At 39.7% G+C, this 24014-nt stretch carries 20 protein-coding genes and 1 pseudogene; 4 read left to right on the top strand and 17 right to left on the bottom strand.

Going from position 1 to position 24014, the window contains the following annotated elements; translation table 11 throughout:
- Positions 1-53 precede the first annotated feature (53 nt).
- From A3I9_RS0102130 to pfkB, 10 genes are all read right to left on the bottom strand, one after another.
- Entirely contained in the window at positions 54-1340 is a 1287-nt protein-coding gene (locus tag A3I9_RS0102130; protein ID WP_018377441.1) for an MATE family efflux transporter, read from the bottom strand.
- 33 nt (positions 1341-1373) lie between these two features.
- Entirely contained in the window at positions 1374-1850 is a 477-nt protein-coding gene (locus A3I9_RS0102135; protein ID WP_018377442.1) for an NUDIX domain-containing protein, read from the bottom strand.
- Positions 1851-1893: 43 nt separating this feature from the next.
- The gene (gene thrC / locus A3I9_RS0102140; RefSeq protein ID WP_018377443.1) at positions 1894-3378 is read right to left on the bottom strand and encodes a threonine synthase; all 1485 of its coding nucleotides are present in this window, start codon (positions 3376-3378) and stop codon (positions 1894-1896) included.
- Between the two features lie 108 nt (positions 3379-3486).
- The gene (locus A3I9_RS0102145; protein WP_018377444.1) at positions 3487-4188 is read right to left on the bottom strand and encodes a hypothetical protein; all 702 of its coding nucleotides are present in this window, start codon (positions 4186-4188) and stop codon (positions 3487-3489) included.
- A gap of 150 nt (positions 4189-4338) precedes the next feature.
- Positions 4339-5616 (bottom strand): group II intron reverse transcriptase/maturase, encoded by a 1278-nt coding sequence (gene ltrA, locus A3I9_RS0102150; protein ID WP_018377445.1) that lies wholly within the window; start codon positions 5614-5616, stop codon positions 4339-4341.
- A gap of 569 nt (positions 5617-6185) precedes the next feature.
- Positions 6186-8834, bottom strand: coding sequence for a bifunctional acetaldehyde-CoA/alcohol dehydrogenase (gene adhE, locus A3I9_RS0102155; RefSeq protein WP_018377446.1), 2649 nt, complete (start codon positions 8832-8834; stop codon positions 6186-6188).
- Positions 8835-9188: 354 nt separating this feature from the next.
- Positions 9189-10169: a tagatose-bisphosphate aldolase gene (gene lacD, locus A3I9_RS0102160; RefSeq protein ID WP_018377447.1), complete on the bottom strand. Its 981-nt coding sequence runs from the start codon at positions 10167-10169 to the stop codon at positions 9189-9191.
- A gap of 15 nt (positions 10170-10184) precedes the next feature.
- The gene (locus A3I9_RS0102165) at positions 10185-10631 is read right to left on the bottom strand and encodes a PTS sugar transporter subunit IIA (protein ID WP_018377448.1); all 447 of its coding nucleotides are present in this window, start codon (positions 10629-10631) and stop codon (positions 10185-10187) included.
- 9 nt (positions 10632-10640) lie between these two features.
- Complete coding sequence (locus A3I9_RS0102170; RefSeq protein WP_018377449.1) at positions 10641-12035, bottom strand: PTS fructose transporter subunit IIC; 1395 nt, start codon at positions 12033-12035, stop codon at positions 10641-10643.
- Positions 12032-12976, bottom strand: a complete 945-nt coding sequence (gene pfkB / locus A3I9_RS0102175) for a 1-phosphofructokinase (RefSeq protein ID WP_018377450.1) — start codon at positions 12974-12976, stop codon at positions 12032-12034. Before pfkB ends, A3I9_RS0102170 begins: the two co-directional genes overlap by 4 nt.
- A 117-nt stretch (positions 12977-13093) precedes the next feature.
- On the opposite strand from pfkB, the gene A3I9_RS0102180 reads away from it, so the two are divergent.
- On the top strand, positions 13094-13840 hold the full coding sequence (locus A3I9_RS0102180) for a MurR/RpiR family transcriptional regulator (RefSeq protein ID WP_018377451.1): 747 nt from the start codon (positions 13094-13096) through the stop codon (positions 13838-13840).
- A 114-nt stretch (positions 13841-13954) separates the two neighbouring features.
- Here A3I9_RS0102180 and hisS read toward each other — a convergent pair whose 3' ends face one another.
- Positions 13955-15235, bottom strand: a complete 1281-nt coding sequence (gene hisS, locus A3I9_RS0102185) for a histidine--tRNA ligase (protein ID WP_026217290.1) — start codon at positions 15233-15235, stop codon at positions 13955-13957.
- 300 nt (positions 15236-15535) lie between these two features.
- Here hisS and rpmF point away from each other — a divergent pair, with 300 nt between their 5' ends.
- Positions 15536-15718, top strand: coding sequence for a 50S ribosomal protein L32 (rpmF, locus tag A3I9_RS0102190; RefSeq protein WP_018377453.1), 183 nt, complete (start codon positions 15536-15538; stop codon positions 15716-15718).
- Between the two features lie 15 nt (positions 15719-15733).
- Positions 15734-15883, top strand: coding sequence for a 50S ribosomal protein L33 (gene rpmG / locus A3I9_RS0102195; RefSeq protein ID WP_002262412.1), 150 nt, complete (start codon positions 15734-15736; stop codon positions 15881-15883).
- A 91-nt stretch (positions 15884-15974) separates the two neighbouring features.
- On the opposite strand, the pseudogene A3I9_RS12370 reads toward rpmG, so the two are convergent.
- The 5 genes and pseudogenes from A3I9_RS12370 to A3I9_RS0102220 form a co-directional block, all read right to left on the bottom strand.
- Positions 15975-16658: pseudogene (locus tag A3I9_RS12370) on the bottom strand (tyrosine-type recombinase/integrase); the annotation flags it as partial.
- 156 nt (positions 16659-16814) lie between these two features.
- Complete coding sequence (locus A3I9_RS0102205) at positions 16815-17708, bottom strand: ketose-bisphosphate aldolase (RefSeq protein ID WP_018377455.1); 894 nt, start codon at positions 17706-17708, stop codon at positions 16815-16817.
- A gap of 21 nt (positions 17709-17729) precedes the next feature.
- A complete protein-coding gene (locus A3I9_RS0102210) occupies positions 17730-18821 on the bottom strand; it encodes a PTS fructose transporter subunit IIC (RefSeq protein WP_018377456.1) in 1092 nt (363 codons plus the stop codon).
- Positions 18822-18843: 22 nt separating this feature from the next.
- The gene (locus A3I9_RS0102215) at positions 18844-19173 is read right to left on the bottom strand and encodes a PTS fructose transporter subunit IIB (protein WP_018377457.1); all 330 of its coding nucleotides are present in this window, start codon (positions 19171-19173) and stop codon (positions 18844-18846) included.
- 26 nt (positions 19174-19199) lie between these two features.
- Positions 19200-19667, bottom strand: a complete 468-nt coding sequence (locus A3I9_RS0102220) for a PTS sugar transporter subunit IIA (protein WP_018377458.1) — start codon at positions 19665-19667, stop codon at positions 19200-19202.
- Between the two features lie 226 nt (positions 19668-19893).
- On the opposite strand from A3I9_RS0102220, the gene A3I9_RS0102225 reads away from it, so the two are divergent.
- Positions 19894-21813: a BglG family transcription antiterminator gene (locus A3I9_RS0102225; protein WP_018377459.1), complete on the top strand. Its 1920-nt coding sequence runs from the start codon at positions 19894-19896 to the stop codon at positions 21811-21813.
- Positions 21814-21854: 41 nt separating this feature from the next.
- Here the strand turns inward: A3I9_RS0102225 and A3I9_RS0102230 are convergent, their stop codons facing one another.
- Positions 21855-23855, bottom strand: coding sequence for a KUP/HAK/KT family potassium transporter (locus A3I9_RS0102230; RefSeq protein ID WP_018377460.1), 2001 nt, complete (start codon positions 23853-23855; stop codon positions 21855-21857).
- Positions 23856-24014: the final 159 nt, after the last annotated feature.

Consider the following 24014-nt stretch of genomic DNA (forward strand, 5'->3'; position numbering starts at 1 on the left):
TATATCATTTTCAGCACAATCCTTCTAGATTTCCTAACAGAAAGAAAGGCACCCTAGTGAGGTGCCAATATCTTGCGAGAATTTCTTCTAAACATCACATATAAAAAGATCCAGCGACACAAATTATCCAGCAAGGTTGCCAACCAAACCCCAGCTAATCCACATTCTAAAAATGTGATGATGCAATAACCGACTCCAATCCGAATCACCCACATACCAATCGTCGTTGCATAGAAAGGAAGTTGAGCATTACCATTCCCTTGCCAAACCGCTGTATATACAAGAGTACCAGCAGTCATTGGTGTTCCAAGCAAGGAAGAAACGATCACTACCAAACTAGACTCTATTGCAGTCTGATCCTGTGTGTACAATGCTATCAGAGGATTTGCAAATAAAAATACGAACAAAGATATAAGGAGCATTGTTACAAGAGACAAGAGGAAACCAGCTTTTCCCAACCTACGTACTTGTTTTATGTCTCCTTCTCCCTGAGCCTGTGCCACCAAAACCACCAGCGCTGTCGCAATCCCCATACCAGGCATGTAATTAAATTGTGTCAATGTTTCTCCAATGGCATTTCCCGCTACAACCGCCGTTCCAAGCGAAACAATTAAAGCGATAATCACCACATCTCCAGCCCGCATCATCAATCGCTCTCCCGCCGCCGGTAAGGCCAAGCGCAACAAGTCCTTATTCATTTTCCAACTAGGGGCATTTAGGCGAAATGGCAACTGTTTCCACAAAATCCAGCAAGCAACAACACGAGCTAGAACGGTCCCAAGTGCCACTCCTACAATCCCCGATTGAAAAACAAACACAGCCACAGCTGAAAAAAAGGCATTTAACACATTACTGAGTAGACTTACAAACATGGGAGTCCGACTCTTTCCTGCCACTCGTAAAATAGCTCCTAGGGTCGTCATCAATCCAAGTAAGACAACGCTCCCACCAACCACAGAAAGATAGAGTCCACCCGCTTCTGCCACAGCAGCTTCTGTTCCCAATAAACTCAACAAGAAACGTCCTCCAAAAATGGAAAGCAACCCCAAAAGAAGGCTCACCATCACCGTTAGTTGGATGCTTTCTGTTGCTGACACCGATAGGCGGTTCGTTTGTTTCTGTCCTATGAAACGAGCTAAAAGTGCCGAGGTCGCAGCTCCCAACGCGATAAACAAAGCCTGATAAATCGTAATGATATTGTTTGCAACCGATACCCCTGAAATGGCAATGAGCCCCAAATGGGCTATTAAATAGGAATCGATCATCCCCATCAAAAACTGTAAAAAGTTTTCTGCCATAGCTGGCAAGGCGATATGTAAAATTTTTTTCGTTTCCGTCATATTATTTAAAGAAGAAAAAGCTGAGATTAGCACTCAGCTTAAAGGTTGAAAAGTAGCATTAGTGTCTGTCACTAACACACCATACATGTTATTGGAATATTGTCCCTCATTTGTATAATGTCGTATCACTAATTCTGACGTCCGAGGCATTGGTAACTTTTCCAAGTCTTGAATATCCATCCAATGCAAGGTCCCTTCCTTACTTTCTGTAATCAATGTTTTATCTGGTAAATCTGCAAAATAGTAATAATTTTGGCGTAACTCCCCGCCAGTAAAGTATATACTAAGATAGCGGCATTGAAGATTGTTTATTTGAGATGAATCAAGGCCAAGCTCTTCTTCCAACTCTCGTAATACACAACCAGTAGGATTATTCAATTCTTCTGGCTCAAAATGACCACCCGCAGAGCCGATATAAAGATTATTGACGACGCAAGAACCTTGTCTGTAAAGTAGCAAAAGTTCATTTTTATATCTAAGATAAAGACTTGTCATATTACGTAGTTTCATTTCAACATCCCCTGATTTTGGCCAATACTTCGTATAACAGCTGCTACAGTCCTAAATAGCGCTCCACTTCTGCCTGCATCTCTGCAGTAGCAACAACAGTATCATGAAGCACAGGCGCTGTTTCCAAGCCATCGACTGCTTTTGGATAAGGTACACCAGACACCTCATGCAAGACCTCTAATGCCTCAAAGTCTGACAAGTCTGTCCTACCTGTGACTGCTTCTACCGCCACAACTGGGAATTTATAAGGACTCGCCGTAGAAACAATCACTGTCGGCGTCTCATCTCCTGTTTCCTGACGATAAGTCTGATGCACAGCAGAAGCAACCGCCGTATGCGGATCTTCAATGTAGGCATTTCCATCATAGACACGTTTGATTTCAGCTACCGTTTCATCTTCTGTCGCAAATCCTGCTGCGAACAAATCAAGAATTTCTTGGTTCACATCGGCCAATGTATACTCTCCATCTGCCCCCAATTGTTCCATCAATTCTTTGGTTTTTGCAGCACTATTTCCTAGCAAGTGGAAAATCAAGCGCTCTAAATTTGAAGAAACCAAAATATCCATAGACGGGCTTGTTGTCACCTTGAAAGTACGTTTTTTATCATAAACCCCAGTTGCAAAGAAATCAGTCAACACCTTATTTTCATTTGACGCACAAATAAGTTTTCCAACAGGAAGGCCAATTTGTTTAGCATAAAAGGCTGCTAGGATATTTCCAAAGTTTCCTGTTGGAACCGTGAAATTCACCTCATCGCCCGCAGTAATTTCACCCTGTTTCACCAACTGTGCGTATGCCCAGACATAATAAACCACCTGCGGTACCAAACGACCGATATTCATTGAGTTGGCAGATGAGAACTGCTTGCCATGCGCTGCTAATTTTTCCCGCAAAGCCACATCATTAAACATCCGCTTCACATCTGTCTGTGCATCATCAAAGTTCCCATCAATGGCTACAACGTGCGTGTTGCTACCGGTCTGCGTCGTCATCTGCAATTCCTGCACCTTGGATACCCCATCACGTGGGTAAAAGACAATAATCTGGGTCCCTGGAACATCTGCAAAACCAGCCATCGCTGCCTTTCCAGTATCACCAGAAGTCGCTGTCAAAATCACAATTTCCTTGTCCAAACCATGCTTTTTGGCAGCCGTTGTCATCAAGTACGGCAAAATAGACAAGGCCATATCTTTAAAAGCAATCGTTGATCCATGGAAAAGTTCCAAATTGTACTGACCATTTAACTTGACCAGAGGGGCAATTTCTGGTGTATCAAATTTACCATCATAAGCCGACCGGATACAGTCATCCAATTCTTCTGATGTAAAATCATCCAAGAAAGCAGACAAAACAAGCTTCGCCACTTCTTGGTAACTGGCATCTTTTAACTTGTCAAAATCCAGCTCTACCTCTGGACATGTCGTTGGAGTGAAGAGTCCACCGTCATTTGCTAGCCCCTGCAAAATGGCTTGACTAGCTGTTACAGTGTTCTTTTCGTCACGAGTTGATTGGTATATTAGAGCCATCGTCATCCCTCATCTAAAATCTTTTTTTCTATTGTATCATAATTTGTCTGAAAATTTGCAAAAACCACCCAGCATTTACAATCCTAGGTGGTTATATCTTTCTATTCGCTATTTTTTCTTTTCAAAGACCATATCGTCTTCATCTTTTTCACCTTCGAGTGTTAATTTACCATCTTCGTAGGTATACTGATAAGATTCTCCCTTCTTAACAAAATCTTTTCCGAAGGCCCCACCAACTTTTTTAATTTCAAATACTCTTGATCCGCGATTAACATCTGCTTGAAAAACAGTTGCCTGGATAAGGCCTTTCTCAGCAGAATATGACCCGCCCATGTCCTTTGCAAGATGTCCAATCGTCTCCGAAATAAATGTACGCATCATGTCTTCCGACTGCATTTCTGCTTGCATTTGTGTTTTTTCTTCTGGAGTCAAATTATCATAAGAGAGCCCCTGTTTTTCAAATTCTGCACGAACAACAGCTTCTTGTTCCTCTTTCAAGGCATTGACAAAGGCTTCCTCATCAATATGAATGAACACTTCGAACACCGCCTTGTCATCCTTGATATCCAATTCAATCTCACTCTGAGTAACAAGTTCAGCAAAAGAATGGTCTGTATAAGTAAACACTCCCTCTCCAGCTGCTTTGATGATTTCATCATACATATCTTTGGCAGCTGTAGGACTAGTCCAATTCCCATCTAAACTTTCCCCTTGCAGAAGAGAACAAGCAGACAAGCCAATAAAGGCCATCACAACGAACAAACTTTTCAATACAAGTCTCATGACTGCTTGACCAGTATTCTTTTCCATATAGATACCTCGCTTTATATATTTATACAAATATTATAGCGTGAATCCGAAAAAAAGTAAACTGTTACCCAGATATCCCCTCCACAATCGAGTAGGGACTAAGACTAGTCCCTCTCACACCACCGTGCGTGCCGCTCGGCACACGGCGGTTCAACTAACTTTTAACGCATGTCGTTCAAGATAATAATCTAAGCAGGAAACCAGTCCTCGTTTGATGAGGACTGGTTTTGATATGGCTCGTTTTAAGACTGACTTGTGCGCCACTAATTGATAGTGGTCACCCCAGCCAGATACTTTATCAGCTATCCACCTCGGAACGCCTAGTTTAAGAAGTCCCCAATGTCGCCTTGATTTCTTCTTCCATTGTTTCCAGATATCAACTCTAATTCGTGTCCGCAATCGTTCATCAATTTCTGCCATAGCAGATTTCATGTTAGTCAAGGAGAAATAGTTTATCCAACCTCGGATAAGCCAGTTGAGTTTCTCAATACGACTGTCCAAGTCAATGCTCCATCTGCGTGTTGTAAGTTTCTTAAGTTTCCTCTTGAAACTCTGTACACTATCTTGATGCGGACGACTTTTCCAACCTTGAGCTGACTTCCAAAATCCAAATCCTAAGTATTTCAGCTTGCTTGGTCTCACAACCTTAGTCTTGATTATGTTGACTTTCAATCCTAGTCGTTTCTCAATAAAGCGACTGACAGAGTGCATCACTCGCTTAGCAGCTGCCTCACTCCCGACAGTGATAACGCAGTCGTCTGCGTATCGGACAAAGTGGAGTCCTCGGTTTTCAAGTTCCTTATCTAGTTCATTGAGCATGATATTAGACAAGAGAGGAGAGAGGTTTCCACCTTGAGGGGTGCCTATCGGAGTTTCTTCTACTTGACCATCACTGAGAACGCCTGATTTGAGGTATTTTCGAATCAGTGATTCCGTCTCACCATCTTGTATGATAGTATGGACAAGCGACATCAGTCTATCTTGAGGTACTGTGTCGAAGAATTTCTCAAGGTCAATGTCTACAATCCACTCATAGCCGTCATTAAGGTATTCTAATAACTTGATGATGGCTTTTTCACATGACCTCATTTCTCTGAACCCATAACTGGTTTCAGAGAAATGAGGTTCACATAGGGGACTGATAACTTGTACGATGGCCTGTTGAATCATTCTGTCCATTACTGTTGGGATACCAAGCTGACGGACTCCCCCATTAGGCTTTGGGATTTCAACTCGTAGAACTGGTTGGGGTTTGTACTTCCTCTGTTTTATCAATTCCTTGGTTGGACGCCAATGTTGGCGGAGATAATCATCCATTTGGTCGATAGTAATACCATCAATTCCAGCAGAGCCTTTGTTGGCTTTCACTTGATTGTAGGCTTCCAACATGTTGGAACGAGATAGAATAGTATCTAGTAACTGTGACATGTGCGTATTCCTTTCTTGTTTCGGTATCTGTGGGACATCTTATATTAGTGAGCCTTCTTCTAGTTAATACGTAACCGCATCCAGCTCTATCAGACCGTTAGTTTTACAGACACAAATGAAGTAGGTATACTTCGGTTAATTGTTCAGCCCTTCGCTCCACTCCCATTACAGAAGTTTCATAACTACTATGGCCTCGGATGACTTCTCATGATTCGTTGTTACTACGTCTAGGACGCTCATGAAACCTCACGGGATAAGTCAAACATCTTTCCTCGTTTACTCTCGTGATTTACGCATATAGGTTACGACTACCTATTTGGACTTTAGAGTTGATGGCCCCCTTATCCGCTATATACGCCTTGATATCACGTTTCTGTTCGTAAAGCCACGATTTCGCTATCCCTTCCTCTCCCCGCTATCTCACGATAGTCAGGATTGGGAGTCGCTATTGGGTTCACCGGTAGCGGGTGCCCACGGAGGAATTGCACCTCAGATGTACAACATGCCCGTCGTACCATCTAAAAAAGCGACCTTACGGCCGCTTTTTTGCTTAAAATTGGGTAACTAGTTTATTTCCGACGTCCTGGACGTTCTTTGTAGCCATAGTAAGCATCTGCCATGATTTCTTCCATGTCAGCCACCATTGGCAAGCGTGGATTAGCTGGTGAACATTGATCTTCATAGGCAAGAAGAGCAATTTCATGCAAGCTATCTTTCCAAACTTTTTCATCAATACCTTGATCTTTGAAGTTCATCTTGATACCAACAGCTTCACCGAGTTCGTAAACAGCTTTGGCGTAAGATTCAACCGCTTCTTCTGGAGTTGAAGCAGGAAGTCCCAACATACGAGCAATGTCTTGGAATTTTTCGTCTGCTTTCCAGTAGTTGTACTTAGGCCATGTTGTTGTCTTAGATGGGCGAGTACCATTGTAACGGATAACGTAAGGAAGTAAGATGGCATTTGTACGTCCGTGAACAGTGTGGTGTACCCCACCAATCTTATGTGCCATTGAGTGGCTCATACCAAGGAAGGCATTGGCGAAGGCCATACCAGCCATTGTAGAAGCATTGTGCATCTTTTCGCGAGCTTCTGGGTCAGATTCAAGAACAGATTTCTTAAGGTATTTGAAGACAAGTTTGATAGCTTGAAGCGCAATACCATCAGTATAGTCATTCGCAAAGTTTGAAGTATAGGCTTCTGTTGCGTGTGTCAATACGTCCATACCAGTGTCTGCTGCGATGAAACCAGGTACTGATTCAACCAAGGCTGGGTCAACAATCGCAATGGTTGGAGTTAAGGCGTAGTCAGCAAGTGGGTATTTACGATTGTTTGCTTTATCAGAAACAACGGCAAATGGTGTCACTTCAGAACCTGTACCAGATGTTGTTGGGATACCGATGTATTTCGCTTTCTTACCGAGTGCTGGGAACTTGAAGGCACGTTTACGGATATCCATGAATTTTTGAACAAGGTCACCAAAGTCTACTTCTGGTTGTTCGTAGAACATCCACATACCTTTCGCCGCATCCATTGGAGAACCACCACCAAGTGCGATGATTGTGTCTGGTTCAAATTGACGCATCACTTCTGTACCACGACGGATGGTTGTGATGTCTGGATCTGGTTCAACATCTGAGAAGACTTGAATTGTTACTTTATTCTTACGAAGGTTCAATTGGTCGATAACACGTTGTACGAAACCAAGTTTTTCGATTGACTTATCGGTAACGATCATAACACGTTCGATATCTTCACAAGTTTGAAGGTATTGAATAGAGTTACGTTCGAAGTAGATTTTTGAAGGAACTTTAAACCATTGCATATTATTTCTACGTTTCCCTACTTTCTTGATGTTAAGAAGGTTGATAGCAGATACGTTATCACCAACTGAGTTGCGTCCGTATGAACCACATCCAAGTGTCAATGATGGCAAGAATGCATTGTAAACGTCACCGATACCACCGAATGTTGAAGGCGAGTTCCAAATGATACGCATTGCTTTCATTTCAGTACCGAAACGTTTTGCAAGTTCTTCGTCTTTTGTATGGATAGCAGCTGAGTGACCAAGACCGTTGAATTCTACCATTTGACGAGCTTTTTTAAGACCATCTTCTGTATCTTCTGCTTTCAATACAGCGATAACTGGAGACAATTTTTCACGAGTCAATGGCTCATTTGGTCCAACTTCAGCACATTCAGCAGCCAAGATGTTTGTTCCTTCCGGAACTGTGAATCCTGCTTGTTCTGCAATCCATGCGGCTGGTTTACCAACGATGTCAGCATTCAATTTTGCACCAGCACAGTCTTTGCTGTTTGCTTTTACGCCAAAGCAGAATTCTTCAAGAAGGGCTTTTTCTTTTTTATTAACGAAGTAAGTTTTGTATGATTTGAATTCTTCCACAAATTCTTTGTAGATTTCTTTATCAATGATAACTGCTTGTTCAGAAGCACAAACCATACCGTTATCAAATGACTTAGACATAACGATATCATGTGCTGCTTGACGGATATCAGCAGATTTTTCAACATAAGCAGGAACGTTACCAGCACCTACACCAAGGGCAGGTTTACCACATGAGTAAGCAGCACGTACCATTGCATTACCACCTGTTGCGAGGATCGTAGAAATACCATCGTGGTTCATCAAAGCGTTTGTTGCTGCGATAGATGGTTGGCTAATCCATTGGATACAGTCTTTTGGTGCCCCTGCTTTTACTGCTGCTTCGTACACGATACGCGCTGCATGAGCAGAAGATTCTTGAGCTGATGGGTGGAAACCAAATACGATTGGATTACGCGTCTTCAACGCAATCAATGATTTGAAGATTGCAGTCGACGTTGGGTTCGTTGTAGGAGTCACACCACAGATAACACCGACTGGTTCAGCAATTTTTGTCAAACCTGTAATTGGATCATCTTCAATAACACCAACAGTTTTTACACCGCGCATGTTGTTCACGACGTGTTCACACGCAAAGAGGTTTTTTGTTGCTTTATCTTCAAAGACACCACGACCAGTTTCTTCAACAGCGTGCGCTGCCAAAATACCGTGTGCATCAAGGGCTGCTACAGAAGCTTTTGCTACGATGTAGTCCACTTGTTCTTGATTTAATTTGCGGAATTCGTCAAGAGCTACGAGACCTTTTTGGACCAATTCGTCCACGTGTGCTTGTGCAGCTTGCAATTGTTCTTCAGGTGATAGTTTTTTATCAGCCATTCGGTTGTTCCTCCAAAAATTGTTTTCCTGTCAACAAACTGTTTGTTAACTTTTTCACAATATTATTCTACCCTATTTCTTCCAGTTTGTAAAGAGTTTGTTAAAAGATTCACAATATTTCTTTTTTTCACTTGTGAAAAAAATATGAAAATCGTTTCATAGCGCTTTTTCTTTTTGTTTGTTTGTGATTTTTTTATCAAACTTTTTTTCTTTCACAAGTGATTTTTTGATTAGTAAGCGGATACATGTGTAAGATTATTCCTTAGATTACAAATAAAAAATCACCAGATTCGGTGATTTTTTTCATACCAATGTTGTAAAAATCGCTATCAAACATAGGGTTAGTCATAATATTTATACTTGTTGAGCCCACGGTGTTGCTGTTTCCTTCAAGACCTTGTTCAAGTCATTGATATTTTGGAAACCAGTGGTACGAAGCCATTCACGAGCAGCTGTTTCGCCTTTTTCAATGTAGTCCTTCACACCACCTGCCCAAGTGGCACGGCCACAAAGGACACCATTGAAGTTAGCTCCAGATTCTTTGGCAAAGACTAAGGTTTCTTGGAACAATTTCGCAGACACTCCAGCACTCAAGTAGATGTAAGGAAGAGTGGTCGCCCCATCTTGCTCCTTAAAGTATGCTGACGCTTCTGCCTTGGTGTATACGACTTCTCCAGTTCCAAACCCTTCCACAAAGTTCATGTTGACTGGCACTTCTACCTTCAAGACGTCAATACCAAAACGTTCTGCTGAAAAGACCTTCATGGCTTCAATGACCTTACGAGGTTTCACCTTGGCATATTCTACACTTGTTGCATCCGAAATGGTTTCATCGTAGGCTAAAATTTCTAGATAGAAAGGAATATCTTCTGCCACACATTCAGAGCCAATGCGTTCAATATAGGCTTGTTTCTGACGATTGGTTGCTTCATCGCTATCCACATCGTAATAAAGCAAGAATTTAATCGCATCTGCCCCTTCTTCTTTCAGGCGTTTGACAGACCAATCATCCAAGCAATCTGGGAGTCGTTTGGTGCTGGTGGTATCATAGCCCGTTTTCTCATAGGCAAGGAGAAGTCCAGCATCCTGATGTAAGACTTTTGTGGCAGGAAGACCATATTCTGGGTCGAGCAACATGGAAGAGGCAAATGGTGTCAATTCTTCAGCCACCAAGACTTTTAGCTCTTCCATTTGAGCTACAGTTGGTTCATCCGTTTGATACTGTGCCATCAATCGTTTTAAGGCTCCACGTTGGTCAAAGGCTAGGGCTGAGATAATGCCATTTTTAGCACTCAACTTTTCCATATAGAGACGTTTTTGTTCTGTTAGTGCCATGCTTTCCTCCTCATCTTACAATTCTAAAGAATGCTTCATTAAGCTCTCTAATTCTGACGGACTTGCAGCGGTCTTAAAAGCAGTCTTAAATTCTTCTCTAATCAACAATCTTGCTAATTGAGACAACAATTTTAAGTGGGTTGTTCCAGCTTCTTCCTCCGGAATAAAGAGAGCAACTACATAACGAATTAATTCTCCATCCATAGATTGCCATTCTACCCCTTGGTCTAATTTCAAAACTACTACGGATGGCCTCTGAATTGCAGTACATTTTGCATGAGGAATTGCAAAGCCATCCATCATCCCTGTTGTTCCCTCAGACTCACGTAGTTTTAATGCTTCGTAGACTGCTCTCTCATCTGTTGCATACCCTTCTTGAACAATCATTTCAGAGAGATTCTGGAACACCTCTTCTTGACTTTGAAAAACTTGTCCTACTTTTATTAAAGATTGATCAATCATGATATACTCCTACGCTTTTTCTACTTTTAATTTTTGCACATATCCCATAATAAGACCTGATATAATTGCGCCTATAGCAATGGCTAACACCCACATTACTGCATGAGTAACAACTGGAAGTACTAGAAATCCTCCGTGGGGAGCTGGTACTTGAACGTTCCACATATAAGTTAAAATAGCACCAATAGAAGAACCTAACATCAGAGTTGGAATATTGCGTAATGGATCTTTTGCTGCAAATGGAATAGCCCCTTCTGTAATATGGGTAGAACCTAAAATCAAATTAGCCAAACCAGCATTACGATCATCATCACTGTAATATTTTCTAAAGACTGTAGTCGCTACAAATGTTGTAAGTGGTGGTACAATACAAGCAGCTGACACTCCTGCCATAAAGGTTGTATTGCCCTGAGCAAGTAGAGCTGTTCCTGTAACATAGGCCGCCTTATTCACTGGACCACCCATATCAAATGCACACATACAACCAATAATAGCTCCCAAAACAAATGGATTGGCATTCTCAAACGCTCCCAACCAAGCCATCATACTTTCATTCACCCAAGCCATTGGAGAGTTAACCATTGCCATCACTAAGCCTGTGAAAAACACACCAAACACGGGGTATAAAAAGATAGCTTTTAAACCATCTAAGGATTTAGGTAGGCTTTCAAATACTTTCATTAAGGCAAGAACGATATAACCTGCCGCAAAACCACCTACAATTCCCCCAAGGAAGCCTGAGCCACCGTTTGCGGCCATCAAACCTGCAACTAATCCAGCTACAAACCCTGGTCGCTTCGCAATGGATTCAGCGATAAAGGCTGCTAGTATCGGAGTCATCATCCCCATTGCAACTCCACCAATATCTGTTTTCAAGAGAGCCGCAAACCAATTATACTGTTCACTATTTGGATCGAATGAATAAATCCCAAATAGGAATGAAATCGCAACAAGTACTCCCCCTGCCACAACAAAAGGAAGCATATGAGAGACTCCGTTCATCAAATGTTTATAAATTTGATGTCCGATATTCTCTGAACCAGCTATCTCAACTTCTGTCTGGACCACTGTCGCTGTACCATTCTTAATGCGTCCTTTCCCATTCAAAGCATCATCAATCAGCTGATCTGCTTTTCGTATTCCATCTGCTACCGAAACTTCAATCACACGTTTTCCTGCAAAACGTTCGGCTTGAACATCTTTATCTGCAGCAATAATCACTGCATCAGCCGCAGCAATTTCTTCTGCAGTCAATTCATTTTCTACCCCAATTTGGCCATGTGTTTCTACCTTAATAGTCACACCCTTTTCTTTAGCTGCTTTTTCCAGCGCTTCTTGCGCCATAAACGTATGTGCAATACCAGTTGGACAACCAGTCGCTGCAATTAATTTGTATCGAGTCATGATAAACCTCCATTTGATGTATATAAAATAATTTGTTTCTGTAAATCATCGACATCACTAAAATCTGTAATGCCACTACGAAAAGCGGTTGATGAGCCTGCTGCAACGCTCTTCATCAAAGCATTTTCAAGCTGTTCTCCCTTTAATAGGCTGGCCAAAAATGTCCCTAATAGAGTGTCACCTGCACAAGCAGTATTGACAACTTTACCTTTAGGTGATGTACAGCTATACACAGATAAATCACTGCCAACAAAAACCGCTCCCTCTCTTCCTAATGACAGCAAGACTTGCTGAGCACCTCTATTAACTAATTCTTTAGCACAATCAATTGCCACCTCTATATCAACAGAATCTCTTCCAAACCACTTAGCAATTTCTTCTTCATTAGGTTTCAATAAGTAGGGATGATATTGAACGCATTCTAATATCATAGAATCGCTCACATCATAGATAAGATGAAGTCCTTTTTGATAGGCAATTTGTGCGATTTCCACTAATATTTCTGCCCCCACTCCGCGCGGAAGGCTTCCGGATACAATTAGATAGTCTCCTGATTGTAGAGTATTTATCTTTTCTAATAGCTGTTTTTGAGCAGTTTGTCCAACCAGAGGGCCTTTATTAACTTGTTTAAACTCTTCTCCCGTTGAGTTAACCTTGGTAAATACATTGATTCGTGTAAAGCCATCTACTTCTACAAAATCTGTTGCGATAGCCTCAGATTCTAAGGTATCTGCAATAAATTTCCCTGTAAATCCGGCCGCAAATCCTAATGCTATTGTATCAATGCCCAGTTGCTTCATAATTAATGAAACATTCACACCTTTTCCGTTTGCCTGAATGTCATCCGATATCGTACGATTTACTTTCCCATTCTCTAGGTGTTCCGTTTCAATAAAAAGATCAATAGCTAGATTCATTGTACAAGTATAGACACTTGCCATAACTTTCCCTCCTATTGAGTTTTCTATTGTGCTTGTGTATACTTATCATAACATTTCCATTTTGGATACGTTTTCTATTTTGAAGACAGTTTAGAAAATCTTTTCAGAGGCAAGCTTATGCAACAAAAATTAACAGAAACAGAAGAATTTGTTTGGCAGTATATCACACATAATTTTGGCGAAGTATCTAAACTGACTATTTCAGAATTAGGTGAGATAGCTAATGTATCAAATGCTACTATTACACGAACCTTACAAAAAAAGGGATATAGCGGCTTTTCTGAATTTAAGCACGATGTCCGATTTAACAGTCAAAATAGCTTAAATGTTTTAAAAGACGATCAATTAACTAAAGATACCAAACGTTCCATTTTAAAAAGTTATCAAGAAGTGACTCGTACTTTAAACATGCTCGATATTGACACCATTGGAAGCGCCGTTGCGTGCATGAATCAAGCGAAACGAATCATTATTTTTGCACGTGGTTTTTCAGAACTCTTAGCCAATGAAATCATGATTAAATTACAACTTCTGGATAAAAGATGCGAAATGCATACAGACCCAAACATTATCCGCCTCATTAGCGAGCGGTTATCTACAGACGATGCTGTCCTTTTTATTTCTCTAAATGGTGAAACACTGGAACTAATAGATGCCGCAAAGAATTGCGATACAAAATCAATCCCAACCATCCTCATTTCCGCCAACCAGGCCAGCTCTCTTTCACAATATACGCAGCATAAATTATTTGGATATAAATCAGAACTTTCTTATTTTCCCGACTTTGAAGTCCATTCTAGGCTTCCCCTATCTGTTATTGCACGCTTATTATTGGATATCTATGCTGCTACTTTCTCTAACTAATCATTCCCTTCTTTCATGTAAAGAAAAAGACCCTGTTTGCATCGTCTCCCTAATAGTTAGCATTTCTATCTAACTTTTAGATACGGTACAAACCGAGCTTTTTCTATTATTCAATTATCCAATGATTGTTGCAAGAATCCCTGCAAAACCTGTCGCAATTTGTTCAAATGTGACTGTTTGTTCTTCACGAGTTGTATTATTCTTGATGGTCACTTGACCTGCTTCGACTTCACTTTCACCGAGAGTAATGATGGTTTTTGCCCCTAAAACATCGGCTGATTTGAATTGAGCCTTGATTTTCCGACCGAGGACATCACGTTCTACGGAGAAGCCTTGACGGCGAATGGCTTGTACCAATTCAAGCGCTTTACGGTTGGCACCATCACCTAAAACAGCAATGTAGACATCCAAACCGGTCTCAATTGGTAAGATAATCCCTTGTTTGTCCAAGATGAGGAGTAGGCGTTCCAATCCAAGACCAAAACCAAATCCCGGTGTCTCTGGTCCACCAAAATACTCAACCAAGTCATCGTAACGCCCTCCGGCACAGATGGTCAATTCAGACTTTTCAACTTTCGTAATAAATTCAAAAATCGTGTGGTTATAGTAGTCCAAACCACGTACCATATTGGTATCAATCACGTACGGAATCTGCAAATCTTCCAACATCTGACGCACGGCATCGAAGTATGCCTGACTTTCTTTATCAAGGTAATCCAAGATAGATGGAGCGTTTTCCACCGCTACCTTATCTTCTTTTTCCTTACTATCTAACACACGTAACGGATTTTCCTCTAGGCGACGTTGGCTATCTTTGGAAAGTGTCTCCTTCAGCGGTGTCAAGTAGTCAATCAACGCTTGACGATAAGCTGCACGGCTCTCTGGACTACCGAGAGTATTAAGGTGCAGGGTAATATCCTTGATTCCCAAATCTTGGAAGAGGTGGTAGGCCATGGCAATGGTTTCTACATCCGTTGCAGGATTTTTTGAGCCAAAGGCTTCTACCCCAATCTGGTGGAACTCACGCAAGCGGCCTGCCTGTGGACGCTCATAGCGAAACATGGAGCCGATGTAGTACATCTTAACAGGCTTTTGCACTTCTGGTGCAAACAATTTATTTTCTACATAAGAACGCACAACAGGCGCCGTTCCTTCTGGACGGAGGGTGATATGCCGCTCTCCCTTATCATAGAAATCGTACATTTCCTTGGTCACGATATCTGTCGTATCGCCGACTGAACGCGAAATCACTTCGTAATGTTCGAACATCGGTGTACGGATTTCACCATAATTATACTGTTTAAAAATCTCTCTCGCACGATTTTCCACATACTGCCACTTGGCAGCCTCCTGTGGTAAAATATCCTGTGTCCCTTTTGGTTTTTGTAGTTTCATATCTAAGATACAAAGAGCGTCAAAAAACGAGAAGAAAATAGGAGACCACGCCGTGTCTTCAGACACAAGAAGGTCTATCTTTTTCTTGACATTTTTAGCCCGTGTTCAGTTTAGAACACAAAGTCGCTCTCATCCTTTCTCTATTAGTCTCTAATGTCTTTTCTATTTTACCATAAAAGCTCTACCATTTTCAAAAAAAGAAAAAAATCGTGTCAAGTAACTTTACTTTACAAAAATCTTTTGATATACTATTAAAGTTGACGAAAGTCATAGAACATTACCCATGGAGGAAAGAAAGAAATGGCAGTACCTGCACGTCGCACTTCAAAAGCGAAAAAGAACAAACGTCGCACTCACTACAAAGTAACAGCTCCAACTGTGAAATTTGACGAAACTACTGGAGACTATTCACGTTCTCACCGTGTATCCCTTAAAGGATACTACAAAGGACGTAAAATCGAAAAAGCAACTTCAGCTGAATAATAGAAGGGAGATACCATGCGCGTAAATATTACACTTGAACACAAAGAATCTGGTGAACGCTTGTACCTTACTTCAAAAAACAAACGTAACACTCCAGACCGTCTTCAATTGAAAAAATACTCACCAAAATTGCGTAAACACGTGATTTTTACTGAAGTAAAATAATTGAATTCAGAAAAGCCCTTGAAATCAACGTTTCAAAGGCTTTTTTCTTTTGATTTTAGCAAAATAACTGAATTTTAACTGATTAAGATACTCAAGTGATTATTTCAGCTAAATCTAGCATAGCTTTTTCAATCTTATCTTTTCCTTTTTGCATGACATGAAGGTAGATTCTTTCAACCTCTTTACTATCTTCTGAATGTCTTACAAATTCTCGAATAACGTTTAGACTGACATTCTTATCAGCCATAACTGAAACAAAACTATGTCGGAACATGTGAGGCACGATGTGAATAGATCTACCAAAATCTACTAGTTCATCAATATCTTTATAAGGTTTTCCACTTTTCTTATTATACTTTGCTGACTGGCTAGTCCCACCCCTCAAGAACATTGAAATTTCTGTATGATATAACGGACTACCTTGCTGATCCTTACCTTTGATATAGATTCTAGTAAATATATATCCCATATCTTTATAAGTTGGGTTGAACTCTGCTTGAAATCTATTTCTCTGAATATATTTCAATAAAATCGCTTCTACTTTTGGAGACATTGGAATAGTTCTCACACTTTCTTTGGTTTTTAAAATGGCTCTGTATCGTTCCTTTTCATCAGTCAATCCTTCTTCTAGCATTTCTTTATCAGTTTTATTATGACTTGCTCTCTACCAGTGTACCTTTATCAGTTTATTTCTAAAATCTAGAACATCCTCATTTAATCCCAGCGCCTCACTCGGTCGCATTCCTGTTAAATAAATTATTCTTAAAACATCAGCCTACTTGCAAATAAATGGAAGCTAGAAGCCTTATCAGCCACCAGCTTAGCTGGTGGTTTTCTTGTTTTTCTCTACGAGAAAAACTGGCTTGAAGCCATAATAAAGTCCTCACCACCCATTCACAGGCGGTGAGGACTCTATGTTTACAGATTTCGTTTATAAATATTCTGCACGCCAAGGTTCTACGGAAACATATAAGTCAGCTTTATCAATTGCTCCGAATAATTGATTTTTATGATGCACTACTTTCTTACCCTCTACAAGACATTCAGGGAATAACGTATTAGGATCCCAGCCTTCATTTTCTGTCAACACTTCTCTTACTTTATCAAAAAATGCTTTTTTGAAATCTGAAGAAATATTAATTTTCTGGATACCATGCTTGACTGCATCAGCAATTTGTTCATCTGGATTAGAAGAACCACCATGTAAAACCAATGGAACTTCAACTTGTTTTACAATATCATCTAAAATATCAATTCGAATTTTAGGGGTAACACTCTTTGGATAAACACCATGAGCAGTTCCAATACCAATCGCCAACGTATCAACACCTGTTAATTCTACAAATCGCTTCGCATCTTCTGGTTTCGTATAGATACCATTTTGCAAACCATCTTCAACAGTGGTACCAGTCTTACCAATTGTTCCTAGCTCACCTTCAACGCTGACCCCAACTCGATGACAGATATCTACTGCTTCCTTAGTAAGAGCAACATTCTCCTCCCAAGACAACAATGACCCATCAATCATTACGGAGCTGAAACCATTATGAATTGCACGGACAACACTCTCTATACTATCACCATGATCTAAGTGCAAAACAAATGGCACACGACTGTTCTTAATCCGTTGTAGCACGTAAGCAAAGAAATCATCTTTACAATAAGCGACTTCTGTTGGATGCACTTCAATAATTGCTGGAGCATTATCAGCCTCACACTGTTCTACAACAATTCGTACGAGTTCCAAGTTCGAAATATTATAAGCAGCAACCGCAAATTTATTTTCTTTCGCAATTGCCAACATTTGTTCCATATTAATTAACATCTTGTTTCCTCCATTATATTTTTATTCAAAAGATAAACTTGACAAATCTACTGTTTCTTCTTCCTCTTCTAAAACAGCATCCATCTCTGTATCAGTTAACGGTTTTTTCAACAATACTAATAACACTGCCGTCACACATGAACCCACAAGTAAAGCAACAAGGGCTACAAATGGTTTGTCCATCGCTGGAATAACAAAGACTCCTCCTGAAGGTACTGGACTACCATTACCAAACGCGTAACTAATAGCCCCAGTAATCCCACAACCAATAGAAGTAGAAATAACTGTACGTAACAAATCATTCATTGCAATTGGAATCACACCTTCCGAAATCATACATAATCCCATTGGAAAAGCAACTTTAATCGCATTCACTTCTTGTTTTGTATAAATAGATTTGTGAACTACTTTTGACAGCAGATAAGCAAACGTAACTCCGATAGGAGGCACCATCGCTGCCAATACCTTAATTCCTTCGGGACCTGTAATCCCTTCAAGCAACAAACCATCACAAATCAAATTAGGCACTTTAGAAATAGCTCCACCGTAGTCAATACATCCTATGAAACCGATAACAAATCCATATAACGCTTTTTGAGATTGATCTAAACCAGTAATAAAGTTTGTCAATGAATTCGTTGCTAATGTTAAAGGAGTCCCCAAAACAAAGAACATAAGTGCCCCACCTATAATAGCTGTTAGAGTTGGTACAATCATCATTGGCATTAAAGCTTGGGCCCACTGCGGTACCTTTAAATAATCTTTGATTAATTTTGCTAGATACCCTGAAATAAAACCACCAATCATCCCACCTAAGAAACCTGCTCCTAAGAAAGAAGCAATCTGTCCCATTAAGAAACCTGGAGCTATCCCAGGACGATCTGCGATAGAATATGATACATAACCACCGATAAAGGATGGAAGCAACCCCATACCAAATACCCCTAGGGTAGTCATCGCATCTGGAAATGACATGCCTGCTAATTCTGTAACATTTTCACCTCCCATTAAATTCCCGATTGCAATTAATAATCCTGAAGCAACTACAAGAGGTAGCATATACGAAATAGCTGTTAATAAATGCTGCTTTATATCCTGTATCACTTTATTCATTACTTTTTCCTCCTCTATGAAATTACTCTGCTGATGCGCTTTTCTGCTTTAAATCTTGTTCAATTTTTTCTAACAATTGCTTTGGTGCTTTCACTACAATAGATGTCGGTACCTTTATAACAGGTAAATCCTTGAATCGTTCATTACCACTTGTTTGAATGTCAACTGCTAATATCGCAACATCAGCATCGCGAATTTCTTGAGGCGTCAGTTCATCTTCCACCCCAATTGTTCCTTGCGTTTCGACATGAATCTTGTGTCCCAGTGCCGTGGCTGCACGAATAAGTTTTTCCTTTGCTAAATAAGTATGCGCTATCCCTGATGTACAGGCTGCAACGGCGACAATTCTCATAAAATTTTCCTCCTTTTTGTTTTTAATTATTTAAGCAGCATCATCAGCTCTTCTTTTGAACTGACTTGATGAAGTTTTTGAATAAATGTATCATCCGCTAAAAGAATTGCAACACGCTGTAATAATTTTAAATGCAACACATTGGAATCCTGTGCACGTACTGCAAATAAAATAATAGCATTCACAGGTTCTCCATCTAAACTCTCCCACGGAATTAAGTGGTCAGAAATACCAATCGCTATTGTTGTACGTTCTACAGCTTCTGATTTCCCATGTGGTATAGCGACACCCTGTCCAATACCTGTCACTCCCTCACTTTCTCGAAAAACAACATCTTCAATAAATGCTGCCTTATCTCGAACATCTCCATGCTGTAATAGCAATTCACTCAATTCTTCAATTGCTTCATACTTCGTTTTTGCTTTTAAATGAAGCGATATCAAGTCTGAATCAATTATGTTAGACATATTTAGTAATATTTCTTCTCCTGGCATATATCATTCCTCCTGTTCTTCTGACTTTCTTTATGTCTTTATCATATCACCAGTTTTTTTACTTGTCACTAATACTTTTTTCCCCCTTTAACGGCAAAAATGATTAAAAAAAATTCCAGTATTTTGCCACATTTTGCGGTAAATAGTTAAAAAAAGATGAATTTATTTACACTCATTTTATGTTACAATAACAGAGAGGATGATTTGTTTAAAGGTTGGTGAGTACATGGCAAAATTAGATTACACACGTTTAGATGATATTTTAAATTATCTCATTTCCCAAAATGTTCCTGTCCCAGCAGGAAGATTATGTAAGGATTTAAATATCTCAGTTCGCACCTTGAGAAATGATATTAAACAAATCAATGACTACATTCATCAAAATGGAGCTACTATTGAACTGATTCGTCGAGAAGGATACTTACTTAGATATACTAACCAAAAACAGTTTAAAAGTTTTTGGGCACATGAGGATAAAGGGACCTTCTTATTTACTTCATCGGAAAATCGTATTCTTTTTCTACTCCGAATTTTTTTAACAACTGAAAACTTTATTTCAAAAGAATATTTAATTGATACGTTTTTTATCAGTCAAAATACACTATATAATGATTTTCGTATTTTAAAGAAAACGCTAGAACCCTATCAGATTTCCATACATAACAAAAGTAATATGGGCTACTATATTCAAGCGGAAGAAAAAAACATACGAACGGCCATTGTAGACCTAATATTTCAAAATAATTTACACCATTTTATTACAGAACAAACTTCGGTTGTAAAAGATGTATGCAATAACATTGACTATAAACTTTTTACAGTTATTTTTTATAAATTTTTCCGAAAAATTAATTTATCAAATACAGATTTTTTCGAAAAAAACTCCTTTGCCTCTCTATTATTAACTATCAGCCGGATTAAAAGTGCCCATCTCATTTCCCATATCCACTATTCAGGTTTATGCCTCTCAGAGGAGTACAAGGAACCCTTCAAACAATTTATTTCAGAATTAGAAGTTGCATTCCAATGCACAATCCCACAGGAAGAACAGGCCTATATCCTATTTTTGTTATCCGAGAATTATCCCAATCTTATCTCAGAATTATATAGCATTCAAGATAATGATACACTTGCGTCTAATATCACAGATGCGCTCATCACCAACCTCTCAAAAACGATTTCTGATCACTGGGTATTTGATGAACAATTACGTATTAATTTAAAAAATCATATTTTACGCGCATTAAATATATTAGTCATTAAAGGCTCTCGCACAAATCCAATTATTCAACATGTTGAAAATAACTTTCCTTACGCTTTTGAATTAGCTGTCAATGAAATGGCTAAAATTGAAACATTGTTCAATATTTCATTCTCAGAAGACGAAATTTCTTATATAGCACTTTACTTCGCAAATGCAATTGAAAATCATAAAGATGATACTATTTCTAAAATCAACATTGCAATTATCTGTGGGACTGGACAAATTCTAAGTTCTATTATTGAAAGCAAGTTACGAAGACAGTTTTTAAATACTATCGGTACCGTAGAAAAATTATCTATAAGGGAATTCGAAAATCTTTCAAATATTAATTATGACTTAACCGTATCTACCGTTCCTTTACCAGAGTATCTAAATCACAATATTTTCTACTTTGATATCAGTAATTTTGAACAAAATTTTCAAAACATTTCCGAGATTATCAGGACTATGCAATATAAACATAATCTCTTTTATCCTGCATTTGTCCAAACGTTCCATCAAAAACTGAATAAAAAAGATTTATTACAACTCTTGGCAAAGCAATTATTAGAGAATCAATTTGTAACTGAAAATTTTTATGATGATATTATGAAACGAGAAGAAATTTCAAATACTGTTTTAGATAATGTCGTTGCAATCCCTCACCCTATTCACCACAGCGTGTTAAAAAGTACTATTTCTGTCGCTATTTTCCCAAAAGGTATTGTTTGGAACGATGTCACTATTAAGTTTGTCTTTTTACTTGCAATACGCCCCGAAGATATCAAATCACTCGAATACATCTATGAGCGTATGCTAGATTTCACATCTTCTATTTCTTTACAAGAAAGTCTGTTAAGGCAACAAGATGTTCAAACATTACATCAGATTTTTCATCATTAAAAAAGGAAGCTAAATAGTAACTAGCTTCCTTTTTGATTTATTTAATTTTGTGTAGCATTCTCAGCAATTCTCTCATGAATCTCCAGATTCGTCACATCTGACAGGACAAGTGGAACAACTTCTGTCGTGACTTCGGAGAATTGGAGGCCAAACCAGCGGACTGGGGTGGCTGTGATGCGTTTAATCATGGCCTTTGTTTGTAAGATGAAACGGTCAAAGACCTTCATCTGATGTGCATTGGAGAGGCGTTCTTCAAGGACCACAAAGCGGAAATCGCCGACCATTCGACCTGGGGTGACAGAATAATCCTGATGCTGTTTTGGTAAACGACCTGATTCCAACAAATCTTGGACAATTGTTCGTAGGTAGCGTGGCACTTCTTGTCTTCTGCGGAAGCCAAGATAAAGCTCGACCTGCACAATATAATCTGTGTCTAGCATATCGACTTTGTATTCGAGCGTATAGGGATCGTCCGTCACATTGACTTTGACAAACCAGTAAACCTCCGCTTTTTTCGGACGTTTATCTAAAATAGAATATAAAATAGAGTGATCAATCATGTGACCATCCATTCGATTGGTCAAATACACCACATTATTTTGATAGAGAGGATAGTTCGAGTCTAAACGCAATCTTCCCAACTGCTCTTTGAAGTCCTCCAGATTCAACGACTTAATGTATTTAAAGGTAATTTGATTGCCCTTGAGCCAGATAAACATAATCCCAATAATAATGGCGGCAATGATGACGACCACGTAACCACCATGGAGGAATTTGACGGCAGAAGCAATGAAAAATACTATTTCAATTAGGGCAAAGAAGGCCATCAAAAGATAAGTCAGTACTGGCTTCACACCACGTTGCAAAAGGAAGTAGGTCAAGAGAATGGTCGTCATCAGCATGGTGATGGTAATGGCAAGACCATAGGCCGCTTCCATGTGAGCAGACGTTTGGAAATGAAGCACAATCCCACAGGTGATAAACCACAGTGTCCAGTTAATAACTGGAATGTATAACTGTCCCAAGGATTGACCAGGATAGGTAATCTTGAAGGTTGGGAAGATTTTCAAACGCATGGCTTCTGATACAAGGGTAAAGGAACCAGAAATCAGAGCTTGCGAAGCAATGATAGCTGCCAAGGTCGCTAAAATCACGACAAAAACTGATAGGAATTGCGGAATGCTGGCAAAGAACGGATTGAGCTCGATTCCACTGTCTCGATGCGCCAAAATCCACGCGCCTTGTCCAAAGTAGGACAAGAGGATACAGACCTTTACAAAGGGCCAGCTAAGGTAGATATTTCCACGGCCTACATGTCCCATATCTGAATAGAGGGCTTCTGCCCCTGTTGTCGCAAGGAAGATAGAGCCTAGTATGAAAATCCCACGATGATTTTCAGGGCTGAGCAATAGGTGGACCGCATAATAAGGATTAATAGCCTTGAAAACCGCTAGATTGGTCAGACTATTGAGCAGTCCACTGATTCCTAAAAAGGAAAACCAGACCAACATGACTGGCCCAAAGACCTTTCCAACAAAACCAGTACCGAACCGCTGAATGCCAAATAAGACTGTTAAAATAACCAAAGTCGTTGCCACAACAAGGGCTTGATTGCTATAAATCTCTTGAAGGGCTGGAACACTTTTAAGACCTTCCACTGCCGTTGTCACCGTCACAGCAGGTGTCAGAGCCCCATCTGATAGAAGGGTTGCTCCCCCAATTAAAGCTGGAATAATGAGCCACTTGGCCATTTTCCGAACCAATGTATACAGAGAGAATATCCCCCCTTCATGATGGTTATCTGCTTTGAGTGCCAGCCAGACATACTTAACTGTTGTTATCAGTGTCAAGGTCCAAATAATTAATGAAATAGACCCTAAAATAAAATTCTCCGATACAGAGGCGAGACCACCTTGGTTTTCAACCAAAGATTGCATCGTATATAAAGGACTCGTTCCAATGTCTCCGTAGACAATTCCAAGTGCAATTAAAAAACCAGCAGCCGTCCCTTTTTCAAAGTTCCTCTGTCCTGCTTGTGTCATATCGGTTATCCTCCGAAACCTCTTCATAATCTTCATCGCAAAATGATTCAAGCCATTATAGCACAATCTTTGAAAATTAAAAGCCTTTTTCGCATTTTTTTCATTTTCTCTGCAATTTACCGAATATTTCCTAAACATCCAAAAAATGCAACCAGTCAT

This window comes from Streptococcus ovis DSM 16829, from assembly GCF_000380125.1.
Taxonomy (GTDB): Bacteria; Bacillota; Bacilli; order Lactobacillales; family Streptococcaceae; genus Streptococcus; species Streptococcus ovis.